The organism is Eikenella sp. NML120348 (assembly GCF_001648435.1).
Taxonomy (GTDB): domain Bacteria; phylum Pseudomonadota; class Gammaproteobacteria; order Burkholderiales; family Neisseriaceae; genus Eikenella; species Eikenella exigua.
Map to the genome: position 1 here is coordinate 343,818 of NZ_LXSP01000001.1, position 14,949 is coordinate 358,766.

Consider the following 14,949-nt stretch of genomic DNA (forward strand, 5'->3'; position numbering starts at 1 on the left):
GGATGGCTTGTTTGTATTTATGTAATGCGGCTTATGTGCTTCAAAATTTCAGGTAGACTGAGCATGAGAGGGCTACCTGAAAAATATGCCAGATATGAAGCAGGCTACCTGAAAATCCTAAAATGGGTTTTCAGGTAGCCTTTCCGGGTATAGGCAAGCCTACTTCCGCACCAGCCGCTCCGCCGCAGCACGGGCACGGATTTTGATTTCCTCCGTTAGATAATCCTTCATCTGCGCGTATACCAGCGTGATCACGGCGATGTCGTCGCTGAAGCCCAGTGGGCCGAGCAGGTCGGGGATGCTGTCGATGGGGCTGACGAAATACACCAGCGCGCCCACGATAATCAGCTTGGCGCGTTTGGGCACGGCGGGCGATTGAAACAGGAAATACAGCGCATACAGCTGTTCCACCACCGGCCGCCCCAGCCGCAGTGCGAAACGGCGCAGCTTGCGCAAAAAGCCATCCGGCTCGAAACGGCGACGGCGGAATTCTGGCACGAAATCTTCGGGGCGGACAGGGTTGTCTTGGTTCATAGCAAACTCTTTGCGTTGGATACGGCACAAATAGGCGCAACAGCGGCAGGTTTCAAGTTTAATCTTCCGGCAATAGCAGCTGCGGGGTCATTGCGGCTTTCAGTTTGGCACAGAGCCTGCCGACTTCATCAACCTTCACACCAAACCACCAAATGCCGGATTTTTTCACCGACCAATATTGGCCGCTTAGCCAGCTGCCGTTGAGCAGATAGCCGCACAGTTGCCCCAGCCAGGGCTGGTGCCCCACCAGTATCAAATAATCAGCCCTTTTATGCGCAGCAATCAGCGCGGGCAGCTCTTCCACACGGTTAATCGGATTAAGCTCGGGTTTCACGGTATAGGGCAGGCCGAGCGCTTCAGCGGTTTGCCGGCTGCGCAGTGCCTGCGAAGCCCACACTTCTACACGGCCGTTCAGATACAGCCTCAGCCACTTGGCAGCCGCATCAGCCTGCTGCCGGCCCTTGTCGGTGAGGCCGCGTTCCAAATCAGGTACGCCATCTTCAGCTTCGGCGTGCCGCCATAAAATCAGGTTCATCTTGCCTTCCTTATTCTCTGATACAATTCGCATCTTAATGCCTGGCAGCCGAAGAGGCTACCTGAAAAACATGGTTTCAATAACACAAACAAATGACAGCCTTTCCACACACCCTGCCGCCGCTGATTTGGCAGCACGAACCTCCCGCCATTTCCGCCGCCCTTCGCCGCTTGATACAGGCACCCTCGCTCACCCTGGCCTTGCAGGCCACCGGTGCGGATTTCCGCGTTCAGGTAGCCTTTCAGGGCGAAAGGGCGCAACTGTGGCCGGGTGAAGAGGTGGCCGGTGACGTGTTTCATGTGCGCCAGGTGTGGCTGCTGCTGGATGATACGCCGGTGGTGTGGGCCGCAGCGTGTGCCCTTTAGAGGGGGCGTGGCAAAGCATCCTGGCCTGTGGCACGCAGCCTTTGGGCAAACGCCTATTTGGTGGCCGCCTGGCCACCGAACGCAGCCCGCTCGCCTTCGCCGCCGTGCCGCCCGTGCAGCAGGGACAAGCTGCTCAAGCCGTTTGCCTGCGCCGTTCGATATTCGATTTGAACAGCGAAAAGATGGTGCTGACTGAAGGGTTTGTGCCGGAATTGGTGCGCTTTTTGGCAGAGTAGGGCAGTACGTTGCAGCAGACGTTATTTCAGGTAGCCTTTTGGCTGTGGAAGAGGCTACCTGAAATAATGCTCCCAAGGACCCTTGTGCCTTTCCTTTCTTACTCTGCACCAAGCCGCCCGCTTGGCTGTTTACTTATAGTGATGCGTGCCGACAAGGCCCATTGGCACGTTGCTTTTGCCGTGGCCGCCTTGTGGGCTCTGTGGGTGGCCGCCGGTGGCTGCCTGATTTCGGCATTCCTTGTCTTCGTGCTCGGCACATTTCTGATACTCAGAGCCGGCTGTGTGATTAATGATTTTGCCGATCGTAATTTCGACGGTACGGTGGCGCGCACCAAAAACTGCCCATTTGCCACCGGCAAAGTGAGCACACGCAAAGCGCTACTCTTAGTACTGGCCTTGTGCGGTAGCTGCCCGCCTATACCTGCAGGCTATGCCACACGTTGTTTGTGCTGCTGATGCCACTACTGGCTGTGCCATTCACGCCCGCTGGCCGTATTGGTTCGCGCTTGTTTATGTGATGTGGCACCAATGCGGCCAATACCGCGCCATCCGTAGCCGCAACTGGGAAGCCTGTTTTAAAGTATCCTTAATCCAGCAACCGAATCAGCTGAGCTTTGTAGCTTGGTTTGCTGGCACATTACAGCGGCGGCTAAAAGACTGCCTGAAAACTTGGCCGCCGGGCACAAAATTGCCCTTCGGTGGCAGCACAGGTACAATTCCAACTTTGAATGTATTTTTATGCGAGAGAAGTAACCATGAGCCTAATCGGCAATATCCTGCCCGTATCGCATATTGTGCTGGATTTGGAAGTGAGCAGCAAAAAACGCCTGTTTGAAGAAGCCGGCCTGCTGCTGGAAAGCGAATCCGGCCTGAGCCGCGCCGCTGTGTTTGAATGCCTGTTTGCGCGCGAAAAGTTCGGCACCACCGCGCTGGGGCACGGCGTGGCCATCCCGCATGGCCGGCATGCCGAAGTGCAAGCGGCCACCGGCGCGTTTATCCGCTTGAAAGAAGCTGTGGATTTCGATGCGCCCGACGGCAAGCCGGTGTCGCTGGTGTTTGTGCTGCTGGTGCCGGAAAACGCTTCTGGCGAGCATTTGGAAGTGTTGTCTGCTTTAGCCATCAGGCTTTCGGATAAAGCCGTGCTCGAGCAGCTTTTGGCTGCCGAAAACGCCGAAGCCGCCCACCGCATCCTCACCGCATAACCAACAGGACACCTATGCCAAGTATCTCTGTGCGCAAGCTCTATCAAGACAACCAGGCCAAGCTGAGTTTGGCTTGGTCGGCCGGCACGGCGGGCGCAGACAACCGCATCAGCGTGGATGCCGATAAACCCGTGCTGGCGCTGGTGGGGCATTTGAATTTTATCCACCCCAATCAGGTGCAGGTGTTGGGTGTGGCCGAAGTGGCTTATTTGGATAAGATGGCCGGCGGCGAAGTGAGAGAGAGTTTGGACGAACTCTTCGATTTAAGCATCGCTCTGGTGATTGTGGCCAATGATTTGCCTGTGCCCTTCATGCTGCGCGATTATTGCCACACGCACAACGTGCCGTTGCTTACTTCTAAAACCGAAAGCCCATTTTTGATGGACGTGCTGCGGATTTACCTACAACGCGTATTGGCTACCTCTACCGTGAAGCACGGTGTGTTTCTTGATGTGTTTGAAATCGGCGTACTGCTGATGGGCGCGTCCGGCTTGGGCAAGAGTGAGCTGGCCTTGGAGCTGATTTCGCGCGGACACGGCCTGGTGGCCGACGACTCGGTGGAACTTTACCGCACCGGCCCGGAAACGCTGGAAGGCCGCTGCCCGGCCGTGTTGCGCGATTTTCTCGAAGTACGCGGCTTGGGCGTGCTCAATATCCGTACCATCTTCGGTGAACCCGCCGTGCTGCCCTCCAAACAGCTCAAACTCATCATCAATCTTACGCTGGCCGACGACAACTACATGAAAACGCTCGACCGCCTTTCCATCCAGAGCGAAACCGAAACCGTCCTCAACGTGGCCGTGCGTTCGGTTACTCTGCCAGTGGCTGTCGGTCGCAACCTCGCCGTGCTAGTGGAAGCAGCGGTGCGCAACTATATTCTGCAGGCGCGTGGCAAAGACAGTACCAAAGAATTTTTAGAACGCCATACCGCCATGCTGAGGGAAAACGAACGCATCCATGAGAATAGTGCTGATTAGCGGGCTCACCGGCTCGGGAAAAACAGTTGCCTTAAAACTGCTCAATGACATGGGCTTCACTTGCGTGGACAACATTCCGCCCTCGCTCCTGCCCCAATTGGTAGCCCAATCTGCCGCCAGCCAAATCAGTAAGCTGGCCATCAGCCTCGATATCCGCCTGCCTTATCCTCAAGACTACATCCAAAATTGCCTGCGCGCCATACGCCGCCAAGGCCATCCCCTACGCCTGTTGTTTCTCGATACCGACACCGCCACCCTCATCCGCCGGCTCGACCGTCATGGCCGCCGTCATCCCCTTGCCGCCAACACCCTCACCCTGGGCGAAAGCATAGCAGCTGAGCGGCAGATGCTCCAGCCGTGGCAGAGTTTCGCCTTTTGTATCAACAATTCCCACGACGGCATCGGTGATTTGAAATTCCGCATCCAAGAATGGCTCGCCCTCAGCCACGGTGGTTTGCAGGTGGTGATTGAATCATTCGGTTTCAAATACGGCACACCGCTGGATTTGGATTTCCTTTTCGACACCCGAGCCTTACCCAACCCGTATTACGATGAAAACCTGCGCCCGCTAACCGGCCGCGATGAAGCCGTGCGTGCCTATTTTGCTCAATTCAAAATCGTGCAGCAGATGGTGGCCGACATCAGCGGCTACCTAAACCGCTGGCTGCCAGAATACGCCCGCCAAACCTGCGTGCATATGCTTGTGGTCGGCATCGGCTGCACCGGCGGCCAGCACCGCTCTGTATTCGTGGCCGAAGCCGTGGCCGAACGCTTGCGCGACTACCCCGTGTGGGTGCGCCATCGCCAGCTTCCCGCCACCGCTGCTCACCATGTGTAAAAACAAAGGATTGGTTCTGTTAAGGTTTGAGTTTTCAGGTAGACTAAAACATCAAACAGGCTACCTGAAACCCACAGAAAGAAAACATCATGAGCATCCAATGGTTTCCCGGCCATATGTACAAAACCAAAAAAGCCCTCATTGAGCGGCTGAGAAGCACCGATATGGTCATCGAAATGCTGGATGCCCGTCTGCCTGCCTCCAGCCAAAATCCCCTGCTTGCCCAACTCTCACGCGGCAAACCTAAACTTTATCTACTAAACAAACAAGACATTGCCGACCCCGAGCTTACCCGCATATGGCTTGCTGAATTGCAAAACCGGTCCAACACCAGTGCCATTGCCCTTGATGCTTCCGAACGCCAGGCCGCCCAAAAGATCACTGCCGCCTGCCGTGCTCTCGTCCCTCACCGACAAGGAATCGATCGCCCCTTGCGTGTGCTTATCTGCGGCATTCCCAATGTGGGCAAGTCCACCCTTATCAACGGCATGATCGGTAAAAAATCTGCTAAAACCGGCAACGAACCCGGCATCACTAAAACCGAACAACGACTGCTTCTCGCCGACGACTTCTGGCTCTACGACACCCCAGGCATGCTTTGGCCGAAAATCATCGTTCCGCAAAGTGGCTACAACCTCGCCGCCAGCGGCGCCGTAGGCCGCAATGCGCTGGATGAAGAAACCGTTGCCCTCGAGCTGCTCAATTATCTGCGCCAACACTACCTGCCCCAACTGCAAGCACGTTATCAAGCCGACCCGGAAGAAAGCCAAAGCTGGCCAGACACCGACTGGCTCGAATGGATCGGCCGTCGGCGCGGCGCCCTGCTTGGTGGCGGTCGCATCAACTACCAAAAAGCCGCCGAAAACACCCTCACCGATTTTCGCGACGGCCAAATCGGCCGCATTACCCTCGAAACCCCTGAGCAATGGCAAGCCTGGCTCGCTGCCGCCCGCGAAGAAGAAGCTCACCTGCAAGCCAAACGTGCCCAGCGGCAGGCTGAACGGCGTAAAGGGAAATAGGCGATATATACTAAAGGCTACCTGAAAACCGATTTTCAGTTTTCAGGTAGCCTTTAGTTTGACCGTGATGGCGTTATTTCACCAGCTTCAGGCCTTTGTGTTTGCCGGTGGGTTTGCTGTCTTTTCTGCTGCCGCCAGCTTCGGGTTCGGGTGGAGTGCCGGGTTCGTAGGGAGTGATATCGAAATTCATGCCTTCGCCGGTTTCGCGGGCATAGAGGGTGCCGATATGGCTGACTGGAATCCAAATGTCATGCGCCACGCCGCCGAAGCGGGCGGTGAAGCTGACCCAGTCGTTATCGATGGAGAGGCCGGCACAGGCGGTGGCGCCGATATTGAGGATGATTTGGTTGTCTTTCACAAACTGCATGGGCACACGGGTGTGTTCGTTCACCCATACTTGTATGTAGGGAGTGTGTCCTTGGTCGCTGCACCATTCATGCAGGGCGCGGACAAGGTAGGGTTTAAGGGTGGGGTTCATGAGCAAGATTCCTGTGTGGCGAAGGGCTACCTGAAAAACATATAGCTAAAATACTTATTTCTTCCTACTGCGTTGGCTCGCCTTGCCATACTACCTGTACCGTCTGCGGCTTGCCGCCTTGTATGAAAAAATAATTATTTCAGCTATATGCCTAGCGGCGCATGGCTTTTTCGGCGGCAGTGAGCGCGGCGATAAAGGATTCACGCTGGAAAATGCGCTCGGCGTATTTCAGGATGGGGGCGGCAGATTTGCCCAGTTTGATGCCGTAGTGGTCGAGCCGCCACAGCAGGGGGGCGATGGCCACGTCGATCACGGAGAAGTCGTCGCCCAGTACATATTTGTTTTTAGAGAAGGCGGGAGCGAGCAGGGTAAGGCCTTGGCTGATGGCTTCGCGCGCTTTGGCCTGCTCTTTGGCTGATGTATCAGGGTTTTCGAGTTTCTGCACGTGGCTGAACAGCTCTTTTTCCATGCGGAACAAGACTAAGCGGCCACGGCCGCGCATCACGGGATCGCCAGGCATGAGCTGCGGGTGGGGAAAGCGTTCGTCGATGTATTCGTTGATGATGTTGGACTCAAACAAGATGAGGTCGCGTTCAACCAATACGGGAACTTGGTTGTAGGGGTTCATCACGGAGAGGTCTTCGGGTTTATTGAAGATATCTACGTCTTTGATTTCGAAATCCATGCCTTTTTCATATAGCACGAAGCGGCAGCGGTGGCTGAACGGGCAGGTGATGCCTGAGTATAAGACCATCATAACTGTATTCTCCCTAAATGGTTTCGCCGGCTTGGCAAGGCTGCCGGCATATGCTGGCAGCGTAATTATAGCCTGCCGGCGGTTTTATGGCTAGGAAATCTGTGTAACTTAATGATATTTATATATTTATTCAAATTGACGGCAAGAATGAAGGCTACCTGAAAAGCAAGTAATGTTTCAGGTAGCCTTTACTTATGGTTCTAAATATCCAGCTCGGCTTTGTCGCCCTCGGCTTCCATCCAGCTGCGGCGCTGGGCGGATTCGCCTTTGCCCATGAGTTTGACGAACACTTCACGGGTGGGTTCGCTGCTGTGTTCTGGGATGTGCACGCGTAGCAGGCGGCGGGTGTCGGGGTGCATGGTGGTGTCTTTGAGCTGGTCGGGGTTCATCTCGCCTAGGCCTTTGAAGCGGCTGATGGAATATTGGTTTTCGCGCAGGCCTTCTTTGCGCAGCTTCTCCAGAATGCCTTCAAGCTCGGCTTGATCTAGGGCGTAGAATTTGCGGGCGGTTTTTTTCCTGCCTTGGGCGGCGACGTCCACGCGGAACAGCGGCGGCTGGGCAACGTAGATGTGGCCGCGCCAGATGAGTTCGGGGAAGTGGCGGTAGAAAAGGGTAAGCAGCAGCACTTGGATGTGCGAGCCGTCAACGTCGGCATCGGAGAGGATGGCGATTTTGCCGTAGCGCAGGCCGGAGAGGTCGGGATTATCGCCTTCGCCATGTGGGTCTACGCCGATGGCCACGGAAATATCGTGGATTTCGGTGTTGGCGAAGAGTTGGTCGCGGTGCACTTCGAAGCTGTTGAGCACTTTGCCGCGCAGGGGCAGGATGGCTTGAGTGTTGCGGTCGCGGGCGAGTTTGGCGGAGCCGCCGGCGGAATCGCCTTCCACAAGGAAAAGCTCGTTTTCGCGGATGTCTTCGCTTTCGCAGTCGGTGAGCTTGCCGGGCAGCACGGAAATGCCACTGCCTTTGCGTTTTTCGATTTTCTTCACCGAACGCATGCGTTCTTGGGCTTGTTTGATGGCGAGCTCGGCAATTTTCTTGCCGGCTTCGAGGTTTTGGTTGAGCCACAATTCGACGGGGTCGCCGGCGAGGGCGGCCACGAGTTTGAGCGCGTCGCGGTTGGTAAGTTTGTCTTTGGTTTGGCCTTGGAATTGCGGGTCGAGCATGCGCACGGAAAGCACGAAGGCAACGCGGTTGAATACGTCGTCACTTTGGATTTTCACGCCGCGCGGCAAAAGATTGTGGTGGGTGATGAAGTTGGATACGGCGTTGAACAGGGCTTGTTTGAGCCCGGCTTCGTGGGTGCCGCCGGCGGGGGTGGGGATGAGGTTGACATAGCTTTCGGTGGTGATGCGGCCTTCTTCCAGCCAGGTGAGGGCGCAGGATACGCCTTCGCCGTCGGCAAAATCGCCGTGGTGGCTACCTGAAACATGGTTTTGCAACGTAAGCAGGGGCAGGGTGTTTTCCTGCTCGGCCAGCAGGGTTTTCAGGTAGCCTTCTAGGCCGTCGGGGTAGTGCCAGGTTTGGGTTTCGGGCAGGCCGTTGCGCCGGCGGGTGAGGGTAACGGTTACGCCGGGCAGCAGCACGGCTTTGGCGCGCAGCAGGCGTTCGATTTCGGCGATGTCGTAGTTGGGGCTTTCGAAGTATCGGGCATCGGGCCAGATGCGCAGGGTGGTGCCGCTGTCTTTGGCGGGGCATTTGCCGGTTTCAGCCAAAGGCTCAACCACGTCGCCGCCGGCAAAGGCGATGCGGTATTCGCGCCCTTCACGGCGCACGGCCACTTCGAGGCGGCGGGAGAGGGCGTTGGTTACTGATACGCCCACGCCGTGCAGGCCGCCGGAGAAGGCATAAGCGCCGTCGCCGCTGGTTTTGTTGAATTTGCCGCCGGCATGCAGGCGGGTGAACACCAGCTCGACTACAGGCACGTTTTCTTCGGGATGCAGCCCCACGGGGATGCCGCGCCCGTTGTCGGACACGGAAAGCGAGCCGTCTTCGTGGATTTCCACATCGATGCGGCTGGCGAAGCCGCCGAGGGCTTCGTCGGCAGCGTTGTCGATGGCTTCCTGGCAGATGTGGGTGGGGCTGTCGGTACGGGTGTACATGCCGGGGCGTTCTTTAACCGGCTCCAGGCCTTTGAGGACTTTGATGCTGCTTTCTGAGTATTGCTTGGTCATGGGTGTGTTCACGTTTTAAATCCAGATTATTTTAACATATCGGGATTGGCGATTTATGGCTATCAACCTGTTCCCAACCTACAAGAAACAGGCTACCTGAAAACGAGTGGAACAAAATTTCAGGTAGCCTGTGTTGGGAATTGGGCTGGGCTTTAGCTTGCCTCGACATCTTGCTGCAAAGCGGCGAGCAGTTCGGCCTGGCTGCACACAGCGGTGCCCAGTTTGGCCACCACCACGCCGGCGGCGGCATTGGCGATGTGCATGGCTTGGCGCAAATCCAGTTTGGCGGCCAGGCCGAGGCCTACGGTAGCGATTACTGTATCGCCGGCGCCGGATACGTCGAACACCTCTTGGGCGCGAGTGGGCTGATGGCTGATGTGGTCGGGCTCATACAGGCTCATGCCTTCTTCGCTGCGGGTGAGCAGAATGGCGTTTAATTGCAGGTGGCGGCGCAGGGCTTCGGCTTTTTCGGTGAGCTCAACTTCGTTGCCCCACGAGCCGACCACTTGGCGCAGTTCGTTGCGGTTGGGGGTGATGAGGTAGGCACCGGCGTATTTTTCGTAGTCGTCGCCTTTGGGATCGATCAGCACGGGTTTGTTGTGCTCTCGGGCGAAATCAATCATATCGGCTACCTGAAACAGGCAGCCTTTGCCGTAGTCGGAAAGGATAACGGCATCATAGTCTGGCAGCAGGCTGCGGAAACGATGGTTGAGCCGGTCCAGCACATCTTGGCTGGGTTTTTCTTCAAAATCAATACGTAAAAGCTGCTGATTGCGCGAGAGTACGCGCAATTTCACGGTGGTGGCGATGGTTTCATCGTGTTCTAAAAAGGTTTGTACACCGTTGCTTTGAACGATTTTTTCTAGCTCATTGGCAGCTTCGTCCTGGCCAACTACCGACAGCAGGGCTACCTGTCCGCCTAGGGCTGCGATGTTGCGCGCCACGTTGCCGGCGCCGCCGGCCCGCTGATCCATGCGCTCGATTTTGGCTACAGGCACAGGGGCTTCGGGGGAAATGCGCTCTACCTCGCCAAACCAGTAGCGGTCGAGCATGGTGTCGCCCACCACCAGCACGCGGGCGGATTGGAACTGCTGGGGGAGAGTGGTGAGAGAAGGGAGGATCATGGCTAATCTCCGATGTTGGTAAGATGGACGGGCGTTCTTATGCAAGCAATTCGCACAGTTGTTTGGCCTCGTATGAAGGATATATTTCTGTAACAGGCTACCTGAAAATCAGTATCCGCTTCAGGCTGTTTGCAAGATAAATTTGGTGGCGGACTGCACATGGATTTCGGTGGTGTCGAACAACGGCACGGCAGTGTCTTCGGGGCGCACCAGCAGGCCGATTTCAGTGCAGCCGAGGATGATGCCCTGTGCGCCTTGGGCAGCCAGCTGCCCGATAGTTTGCACATAAAAGCGGTGGCTGCCTTCAGCAAACTTGCCCACGCAGAGCTCTTCAAAAATGATGCGGTGTATTTCGGCCTGCGTGTCCTCGTCCGGTACAATGGCTTGGATGCCGCGTTCGGCCAGACCTTTGCGGTAGAATGCGTCCTGCATGGTAAAGCGTGTGCCGAGCAAGCCAACGGTGCGGATGCCTTGTGCGCGGATACGTTCGGACACGCTGTCTAAAATATGCAGGAAGGGCACGCCGATGGCGGCCTGTATTGGGGCAGCAACTTTGTGCATGGTGTTGGTGGCCAGGAGGACGGCGTCTGCGCCGGCCTGCTCCAGATTGCGGGCGGCTTGGGCGAGGATTTCGCCGGCTTTGAGCCAATCGCCGCGCTGCTGACAATCCACGATTTCTTGAAATTCCATGCTGGCGAGCAGGATGGGTGCGCTGTGGTTGCCGCCTTTTTGCCGGTTGATAAGGCGGTTGATTTGGGTGTAGTAGGTGGCGGTGCTTTCGGGCGACATGCCGCCGATGATACCGAGTGTGTTCATGTGGGCTTTCTTTTGGTGAGATTCAGGTGACCTTTGGGGCGGTATGCAGAGGCTGCTTGAAAAGCTGTATATCGGCTTTAGGTAGCCTGTTTGGTGTTTAAGGCTACCTGAAAATTTAATCTTCAGTGGAGCGGAACCCTATTCGCCCATGGCGGCCAAGAGTTCGGCCTGATGCTCAGCGATGAGGGCGTTGGTGATTTCTTCCATGTCGCCGTCCATCACGAAGTCGAGCTTGTGCAGGGTGAGGTTGATGCGGTGGTCGGTTACGCGGCCTTGCGGGTAGTTGTAGGTACGGATGCGTTCGCTGCGATCGCCGCTGCCGATGAGGGATTTGCGTTCGGCGGCTTCTTTGGCCTGGGCTTCGCGTTTTTGCTTGTCGTTCAGGCGGGCGGCGAGCACTTTCATGGCTTGGGCTTTATTGGCGTGCTGGCTGCGGCCGTCTTGGCATTCCACCACCATGCCGGTGGGCAGGTGGGTGATGCGGATGGCGGAGTCGGTTTTGTTGATGTGCTGGCCGCCGGCGCCGGATGCGCGGAAGGTATCGATGCGCAGTTCGGCGGGGTTGAGCTGGATTTCTTCGAGCTCGTCGGCTTCGGGCATCACGGCTACGGTGCAGGCGGAGGTGTGGATGCGGCCTTGGCTTTCGGTGGTGGGCACGCGTTGCACTCGGTGGCCGCCGCTCTCAAATTTGAGCCGGCCATAGGCGCCGATGCCGGCGATGCGGGCGATGACTTCTTTGTAGCCGCCCAAATCGCTTTCGTTGGCGGAAACGATTTCGACCTGCCAGCGGTTGCGCTCGGCATAGCGGGTGTACATGCGCAGCAAATCGGCGGCAAACAGGGCGGCTTCGTCGCCGCCGGTGCCGGCACGGACTTCGAGGAAGATGTTTTTGCCGTCGTCTTCGTCTTTGGGTAACAGGAGTTTTTGCAGCTCGGTATCCAGCGTTTCGATTTTGGCTTTGGCGGCCTCGATTTCTTCGGCAGCGAAGTCTTTCATTTCGGGGTCGGCAAGCATGTCTTCAGCGTCGGCAAGGTCACTTTCGGCTTGGCGGTATTGGCGGTAGGTTTCCACTACCGGGGTGAGCTCGGCGTGCTCTTGGTTGAGCTGGCGGAAGCGGTTGATGTCAGCCGTGGCCTCGGGGGTGCTGAGCAGGGCGGTTACTTCTTCGAGCCGCTCGGAGAGGGATTGAAGTTTGTCTAGAACTGATGGTTTCATGTGGGCTCTTTCAAATATAGCGAATTAAAATTAAGAATGCTACAGCGTTGGCTGGCCTTGCCGTACATGTGTACTGTCTGCGGCTCGCCACCTTGTCCCATTCTTATTTTGATCCACTATAATTTTCAGGTAGCCTCAAGCGATAGAGGCTACCTGAAAAGGATTATAGCAAATGCGGCTGGGATTGCCGCTGTGCCTACATGCGGCTGAGTTCGCGCTGCAGGGCTTGGATGTTTTGCTGGCGGTCGAGCACGTCGCTTTGCAGGCTGCTCACTCGGGCTTGGTGCGCCTGGTAGGCCGCACCGTCGCCTTTAGGCATGGTGCGGCTTTCGGTGAGGGCTCTTTGCGCGGTGGCCAGGGCACGGCGTTCGTTGGCCAGCTCTTGCTCGAGAATCATGCGCCGGCCGCTGTTGGTGCGGCTAGAAGAGGCGGCTGCGGCCACAGGCTGCGGGGCGGGAGCACGATATACAGCCGCCTGCTGGCTGCTGGCGGAGGCAGTACGCTGCGGAACGGGTGCGGGAGTGGGGCGCGGGCGGGCGGCACTATAGCGGCCGATGGTCGGTAGGTCGGCGCGGTGGCAGCCAGGGCCTGGTTTACTGCTGTAGCTGCCGTTGCCGCAGGAATAAACGGGACCGGCGGCTGCGCTGAGGCAGCTTAGGGCGAAAATGGTAAGTAGCGTAGTTTTCTGCATTTTATTTTCCCTTTTCTAACGATTGCTGGCTGGAAAATTCCTGTTCGACGGCTTGATACACGGCTTCAAGTTGCTCTTGCAGGGCGAGCCAGTCTTCTTCTATTTGTGCTAATTGTACTTTGACTTCGGCTGTTTTGGCTAAGTATTGGTGCAATTTGGCTTTATTGTGTTCCTTATATGCTTCTTCGTCGGCGAGGAAGGCTTCGCATTCGGCTTGCTCGGCGCTGAGTTTGGCCATGAGCTGTTCGGCTTTCTCGATTTTCTGCTGAATGGGTTTGCCGCGCTGGGCGCGTTGCTGGCGGATTTGGGCGGCGAGGCGTTTTTCGTCTTTGCGGTTTTGTCCGGCGGCAGAAGGAGGCGGGGCGGCTTCTGGGTTGCTTTGGGCCAGGCGCAGGCGGCGGTAGTCGTTGAAGTCGCCTTCGAAAGTTTTCAGGTAGCCTTGGTCGATGAGCAGGAAGCTGTCGGTGGTGGCTTCGAGCAGACTTCTGTCGTGGGAAACGACGATGAGCGCGCCTTGGAAGCTTTGCAGGGCCACGGTGAGTGCGTGGCGCATATCGAGGTCGAGATGGTTGGTGGGCTCGTCGAGCAGGAGCAGGTTAGGTTGCTGCCATACGATAACGGCCAGCGCGAGGCGGGCTTTTTCGCCGCCGGAAAAGCCGGTGATGGGCTGGATGGCCATATCGCCGGCGAAGTCGAAGCCGCCGAGGAAGTTGCGGATGTCTTGCTCTTTGGCTTCGGGGCTGAGACGCTGAATGTGCCAGAGTGGGCTTTGGTCTGCGCGCAGGGTGTCGAGCTGATGTTGGGCGAAGTAGCCGATTTTGAGTTTGTCGGCACGGATAATTTGGCCGCTTTGTGGCTCAAGGCTACCTGAAAGGGCTTTGATGAGGGTGGATTTGCCGCTGCCGTTGACGCCGAGCAGGCCGAGGCGGGCGCCGCTCTCGAGCGAGAGGGTGATTTGGTGCAGGATGGTGTGGCCGCTGTACCCGAGATCGACTTGTTCGAGCTTGAGCAGGGGGTTTGGCAGGTGTTCGGGCGGGGGAAAGGAGAAGCTGAAGCTGCTGTCGAGATGGGCAGGGGCGACAAGCTCGAGTTTGGCTAGGGCTTTAACGCGGCTTTGGGCTTGTTTGGCCTTGGTGGCTTTGGCTTTGAAGCGGTCGATGAAGGATTGGAGGTGTTGGATGTGTGCCTGCTGTTTAACGTAGGCAGCCTGTTGGTTGGCAAGGCGTTGGGCGCGTTGCTGCTGGTAGAAGTCGTAGTTACCGCTGTAGCTGTGCAGTTGGCGCTGAGCGAGCTCGATGGTGTGGTTGGTGGCGGCGTTGAGGAAGTCTCGGTCGTGGGAGATGATGATTTGGGTACAGGGCAGGGCCGCGAGGTGGCTTTCCAGCCACAACACGGTTTCGAGGTCGAGGTGGTTGGTGGGTTCGTCGAGCAAGAGCAGGTCGGCGCGGCACATGAGGGCTTGGGCAAGGTTGAGGCGCATGCGCCAGCCGCCGGAAAAGGCTTTAACGGGCCGGCTGTGTTCGGATTGGCTAAACCCAAGCCCGTTCAGTAGTTTGGCTGCGCGGGCGGGCGCGCTGTAGGCGTCGATTTCTTCAAGCTTGGCGTGGCATTCGGCAATGGCGTGCCCGTCGTTTTGTGCTTCGGCCTGCTTTAGGGCTACCTGAAAAGTTTGCAGTTCGGCATCGCCTTGCAACACGTAATCCAGTGCGCTGATTTCCAGAGCGGGGGTTTCTTGTGCCACGGCGGCGAGCTTCCAATGTGGGGGCAGGTGGATGTCGCCGGCGTCGGCACCGATTTCGCCTTTAATCAGGGCAAACAGGCTGGATTTGCCGCTGCCGTTTTTGCCGATAAGGCCGACCCGGCGGCCGGGGGCGATACGGGCGGAGGCTTGTTCGAGCAGGACTTTATTGCCGCGTTGCAGGGTGAGGCGGTTGATTTCTATCATATTGTTTGATATGTGGGAATCTGAATTTTTTAGATGAAGAGGC

At 57.1% G+C, this 14,949-nt stretch carries 16 protein-coding genes and 1 pseudogene; 7 read left to right on the forward strand and 10 right to left on the reverse strand.

The window, feature by feature from the left end; genetic code table 11:
- Window positions 1-159 precede the first annotated feature (159 nt).
- The gene (locus A7P99_RS01620) at window positions 160-534 is read right to left on the reverse strand and encodes a YkvA family protein (RefSeq protein WP_064084895.1); all 375 of its coding nucleotides are present in this window, start codon (window positions 532-534) and stop codon (window positions 160-162) included.
- A 58-nt stretch (window positions 535-592) separates the two neighbouring features.
- Complete coding sequence (locus A7P99_RS01625; RefSeq protein ID WP_067446834.1) at window positions 593-1,069, reverse strand: histidine phosphatase family protein; 477 nt, start codon at window positions 1,067-1,069, stop codon at window positions 593-595.
- Window positions 1,070-1,161: 92 nt separating this feature from the next.
- Here A7P99_RS01625 and A7P99_RS09525 point away from each other — a divergent pair, with 92 nt between their 5' ends.
- The 7 genes and pseudogenes from A7P99_RS09525 to ylqF all read left to right on the forward strand — a co-directional run bounded on the left by A7P99_RS09525 (window position 1,162) and on the right by ylqF (window position 5,706).
- Window positions 1,162-1,434, forward strand: coding sequence for a hypothetical protein (locus A7P99_RS09525; protein ID WP_067527673.1), 273 nt, complete (start codon window positions 1,162-1,164; stop codon window positions 1,432-1,434).
- Window positions 1,422-1,670 (forward strand): hypothetical protein, encoded by a 249-nt coding sequence (locus tag A7P99_RS09530; RefSeq protein ID WP_153705446.1) that lies wholly within the window; start codon window positions 1,422-1,424, stop codon window positions 1,668-1,670. Before A7P99_RS09525 ends, A7P99_RS09530 begins: the two co-directional genes overlap by 13 nt.
- Before the next feature lie 141 nt (window positions 1,671-1,811).
- Window positions 1,812-2,072 (forward strand): annotated as a pseudogene (locus A7P99_RS01635) (UbiA family prenyltransferase); the annotation flags it as partial.
- 353 nt (window positions 2,073-2,425) lie between these two features.
- The gene (ptsN, locus tag A7P99_RS01640) at window positions 2,426-2,872 is read left to right on the forward strand and encodes a PTS IIA-like nitrogen regulatory protein PtsN (protein WP_067446838.1); all 447 of its coding nucleotides are present in this window, start codon (window positions 2,426-2,428) and stop codon (window positions 2,870-2,872) included.
- A gap of 14 nt (window positions 2,873-2,886) precedes the next feature.
- Window positions 2,887-3,849, forward strand: coding sequence for an HPr(Ser) kinase/phosphatase (gene hprK / locus A7P99_RS01645; RefSeq protein WP_067446840.1), 963 nt, complete (start codon window positions 2,887-2,889; stop codon window positions 3,847-3,849).
- Entirely contained in the window at window positions 3,830-4,687 is an 858-nt protein-coding gene (gene rapZ, locus A7P99_RS01650; RefSeq protein WP_067439113.1) for an RNase adapter RapZ, read from the forward strand. Before hprK ends, rapZ begins: the two co-directional genes overlap by 20 nt.
- Window positions 4,688-4,776: 89 nt before the next feature.
- Window positions 4,777-5,706, forward strand: coding sequence for a ribosome biogenesis GTPase YlqF (gene ylqF, locus A7P99_RS01655; RefSeq protein ID WP_067446842.1), 930 nt, complete (start codon window positions 4,777-4,779; stop codon window positions 5,704-5,706).
- A 73-nt stretch (window positions 5,707-5,779) separates the two neighbouring features.
- Here ylqF and A7P99_RS01660 read toward each other — a convergent pair whose 3' ends face one another.
- From A7P99_RS01660 to A7P99_RS01695, 8 genes are all read right to left on the reverse strand, one after another.
- Window positions 5,780-6,184: a ClpXP protease specificity-enhancing factor gene (locus tag A7P99_RS01660; protein ID WP_067439107.1), complete on the reverse strand. Its 405-nt coding sequence runs from the start codon at window positions 6,182-6,184 to the stop codon at window positions 5,780-5,782.
- A gap of 151 nt (window positions 6,185-6,335) precedes the next feature.
- Window positions 6,336-6,941, reverse strand: coding sequence for a glutathione S-transferase N-terminal domain-containing protein (locus tag A7P99_RS01665; RefSeq protein WP_067439104.1), 606 nt, complete (start codon window positions 6,939-6,941; stop codon window positions 6,336-6,338).
- A 200-nt stretch (window positions 6,942-7,141) separates the two neighbouring features.
- Entirely contained in the window at window positions 7,142-9,115 is a 1,974-nt protein-coding gene (locus tag A7P99_RS01670) for a DNA topoisomerase IV subunit B (RefSeq protein WP_067686287.1), read from the reverse strand.
- Between the two features lie 152 nt (window positions 9,116-9,267).
- A complete protein-coding gene (gene rfaE1 / locus A7P99_RS01675; protein ID WP_067527677.1) occupies window positions 9,268-10,239 on the reverse strand; it encodes a D-glycero-beta-D-manno-heptose-7-phosphate kinase in 972 nt (323 codons plus the stop codon).
- A 120-nt stretch (window positions 10,240-10,359) separates the two neighbouring features.
- A complete protein-coding gene (locus tag A7P99_RS01680; RefSeq protein WP_067527679.1) occupies window positions 10,360-11,055 on the reverse strand; it encodes an aspartate/glutamate racemase family protein in 696 nt (231 codons plus the stop codon).
- Window positions 11,056-11,193: 138 nt separating this feature from the next.
- Window positions 11,194-12,270 carry a peptide chain release factor 1 gene (gene prfA / locus A7P99_RS01685; protein ID WP_067527680.1) on the reverse strand — a complete coding sequence of 359 codons (1,077 nt, stop codon included), beginning with the start codon at window positions 12,268-12,270 and terminating at the stop codon, window positions 11,194-11,196.
- A 196-nt stretch (window positions 12,271-12,466) separates the two neighbouring features.
- The gene (locus tag A7P99_RS01690; RefSeq protein ID WP_067446853.1) at window positions 12,467-12,961 is read right to left on the reverse strand and encodes a hypothetical protein; all 495 of its coding nucleotides are present in this window, start codon (window positions 12,959-12,961) and stop codon (window positions 12,467-12,469) included.
- 1 nt (window position 12,962) lies between these two features.
- Entirely contained in the window at window positions 12,963-14,906 is a 1,944-nt protein-coding gene (locus A7P99_RS01695; protein WP_067686291.1) for an ATP-binding cassette domain-containing protein, read from the reverse strand.
- Between the last annotated feature and the right edge of the window lie 43 nt (window positions 14,907-14,949).

Coding starts and splice junctions, on each gene's coding strand:
- A7P99_RS01695 (WP_067686291.1), bottom strand. CDS start 14,906: ATGATAGAAATCAACCGCCTCACCCTGCAACGCGGCAATAAAGTCCTG.
- A7P99_RS01665 (WP_067439104.1), bottom strand. CDS start 6,941: ATGATGGTCTTATACTCAGGCATCACCTGCCCGTTCAGCCACCGCTGC.
- ptsN (WP_067446838.1), top strand. CDS start 2,426: ATGAGCCTAATCGGCAATATCCTGCCCGTATCGCATATTGTGCTGGAT.
- A7P99_RS01690 (WP_067446853.1), bottom strand. CDS start 12,961: ATGCAGAAAACTACGCTACTTACCATTTTCGCCCTAAGCTGCCTCAGC.
- prfA (WP_067527680.1), bottom strand. CDS start 12,270: ATGAAACCATCAGTTCTAGACAAACTTCAATCCCTCTCCGAGCGGCTC.
- hprK (WP_067446840.1), top strand. CDS start 2,887: ATGCCAAGTATCTCTGTGCGCAAGCTCTATCAAGACAACCAGGCCAAG.
- A7P99_RS01625 (WP_067446834.1), bottom strand. CDS start 1,069: ATGAACCTGATTTTATGGCGGCACGCCGAAGCTGAAGATGGCGTACCT.
- rfaE1 (WP_067527677.1), bottom strand. CDS start 10,239: ATGATCCTCCCTTCTCTCACCACTCTCCCCCAGCAGTTCCAATCCGCC.
- A7P99_RS01660 (WP_067439107.1), bottom strand. CDS start 6,184: ATGAACCCCACCCTTAAACCCTACCTTGTCCGCGCCCTGCATGAATGG.
- A7P99_RS01670 (WP_067686287.1), bottom strand. CDS start 9,115: ATGACCAAGCAATACTCAGAAAGCAGCATCAAAGTCCTCAAAGGCCTG.
- A7P99_RS09525 (WP_067527673.1), top strand. CDS start 1,162: ATGACAGCCTTTCCACACACCCTGCCGCCGCTGATTTGGCAGCACGAA.
- A7P99_RS01620 (WP_064084895.1), bottom strand. CDS start 534: ATGAACCAAGACAACCCTGTCCGCCCCGAAGATTTCGTGCCAGAATTC.
- ylqF (WP_067446842.1), top strand. CDS start 4,777: ATGAGCATCCAATGGTTTCCCGGCCATATGTACAAAACCAAAAAAGCC.
- rapZ (WP_067439113.1), top strand. CDS start 3,830: ATGAGAATAGTGCTGATTAGCGGGCTCACCGGCTCGGGAAAAACAGTT.
- A7P99_RS01680 (WP_067527679.1), bottom strand. CDS start 11,055: ATGAACACACTCGGTATCATCGGCGGCATGTCGCCCGAAAGCACCGCC.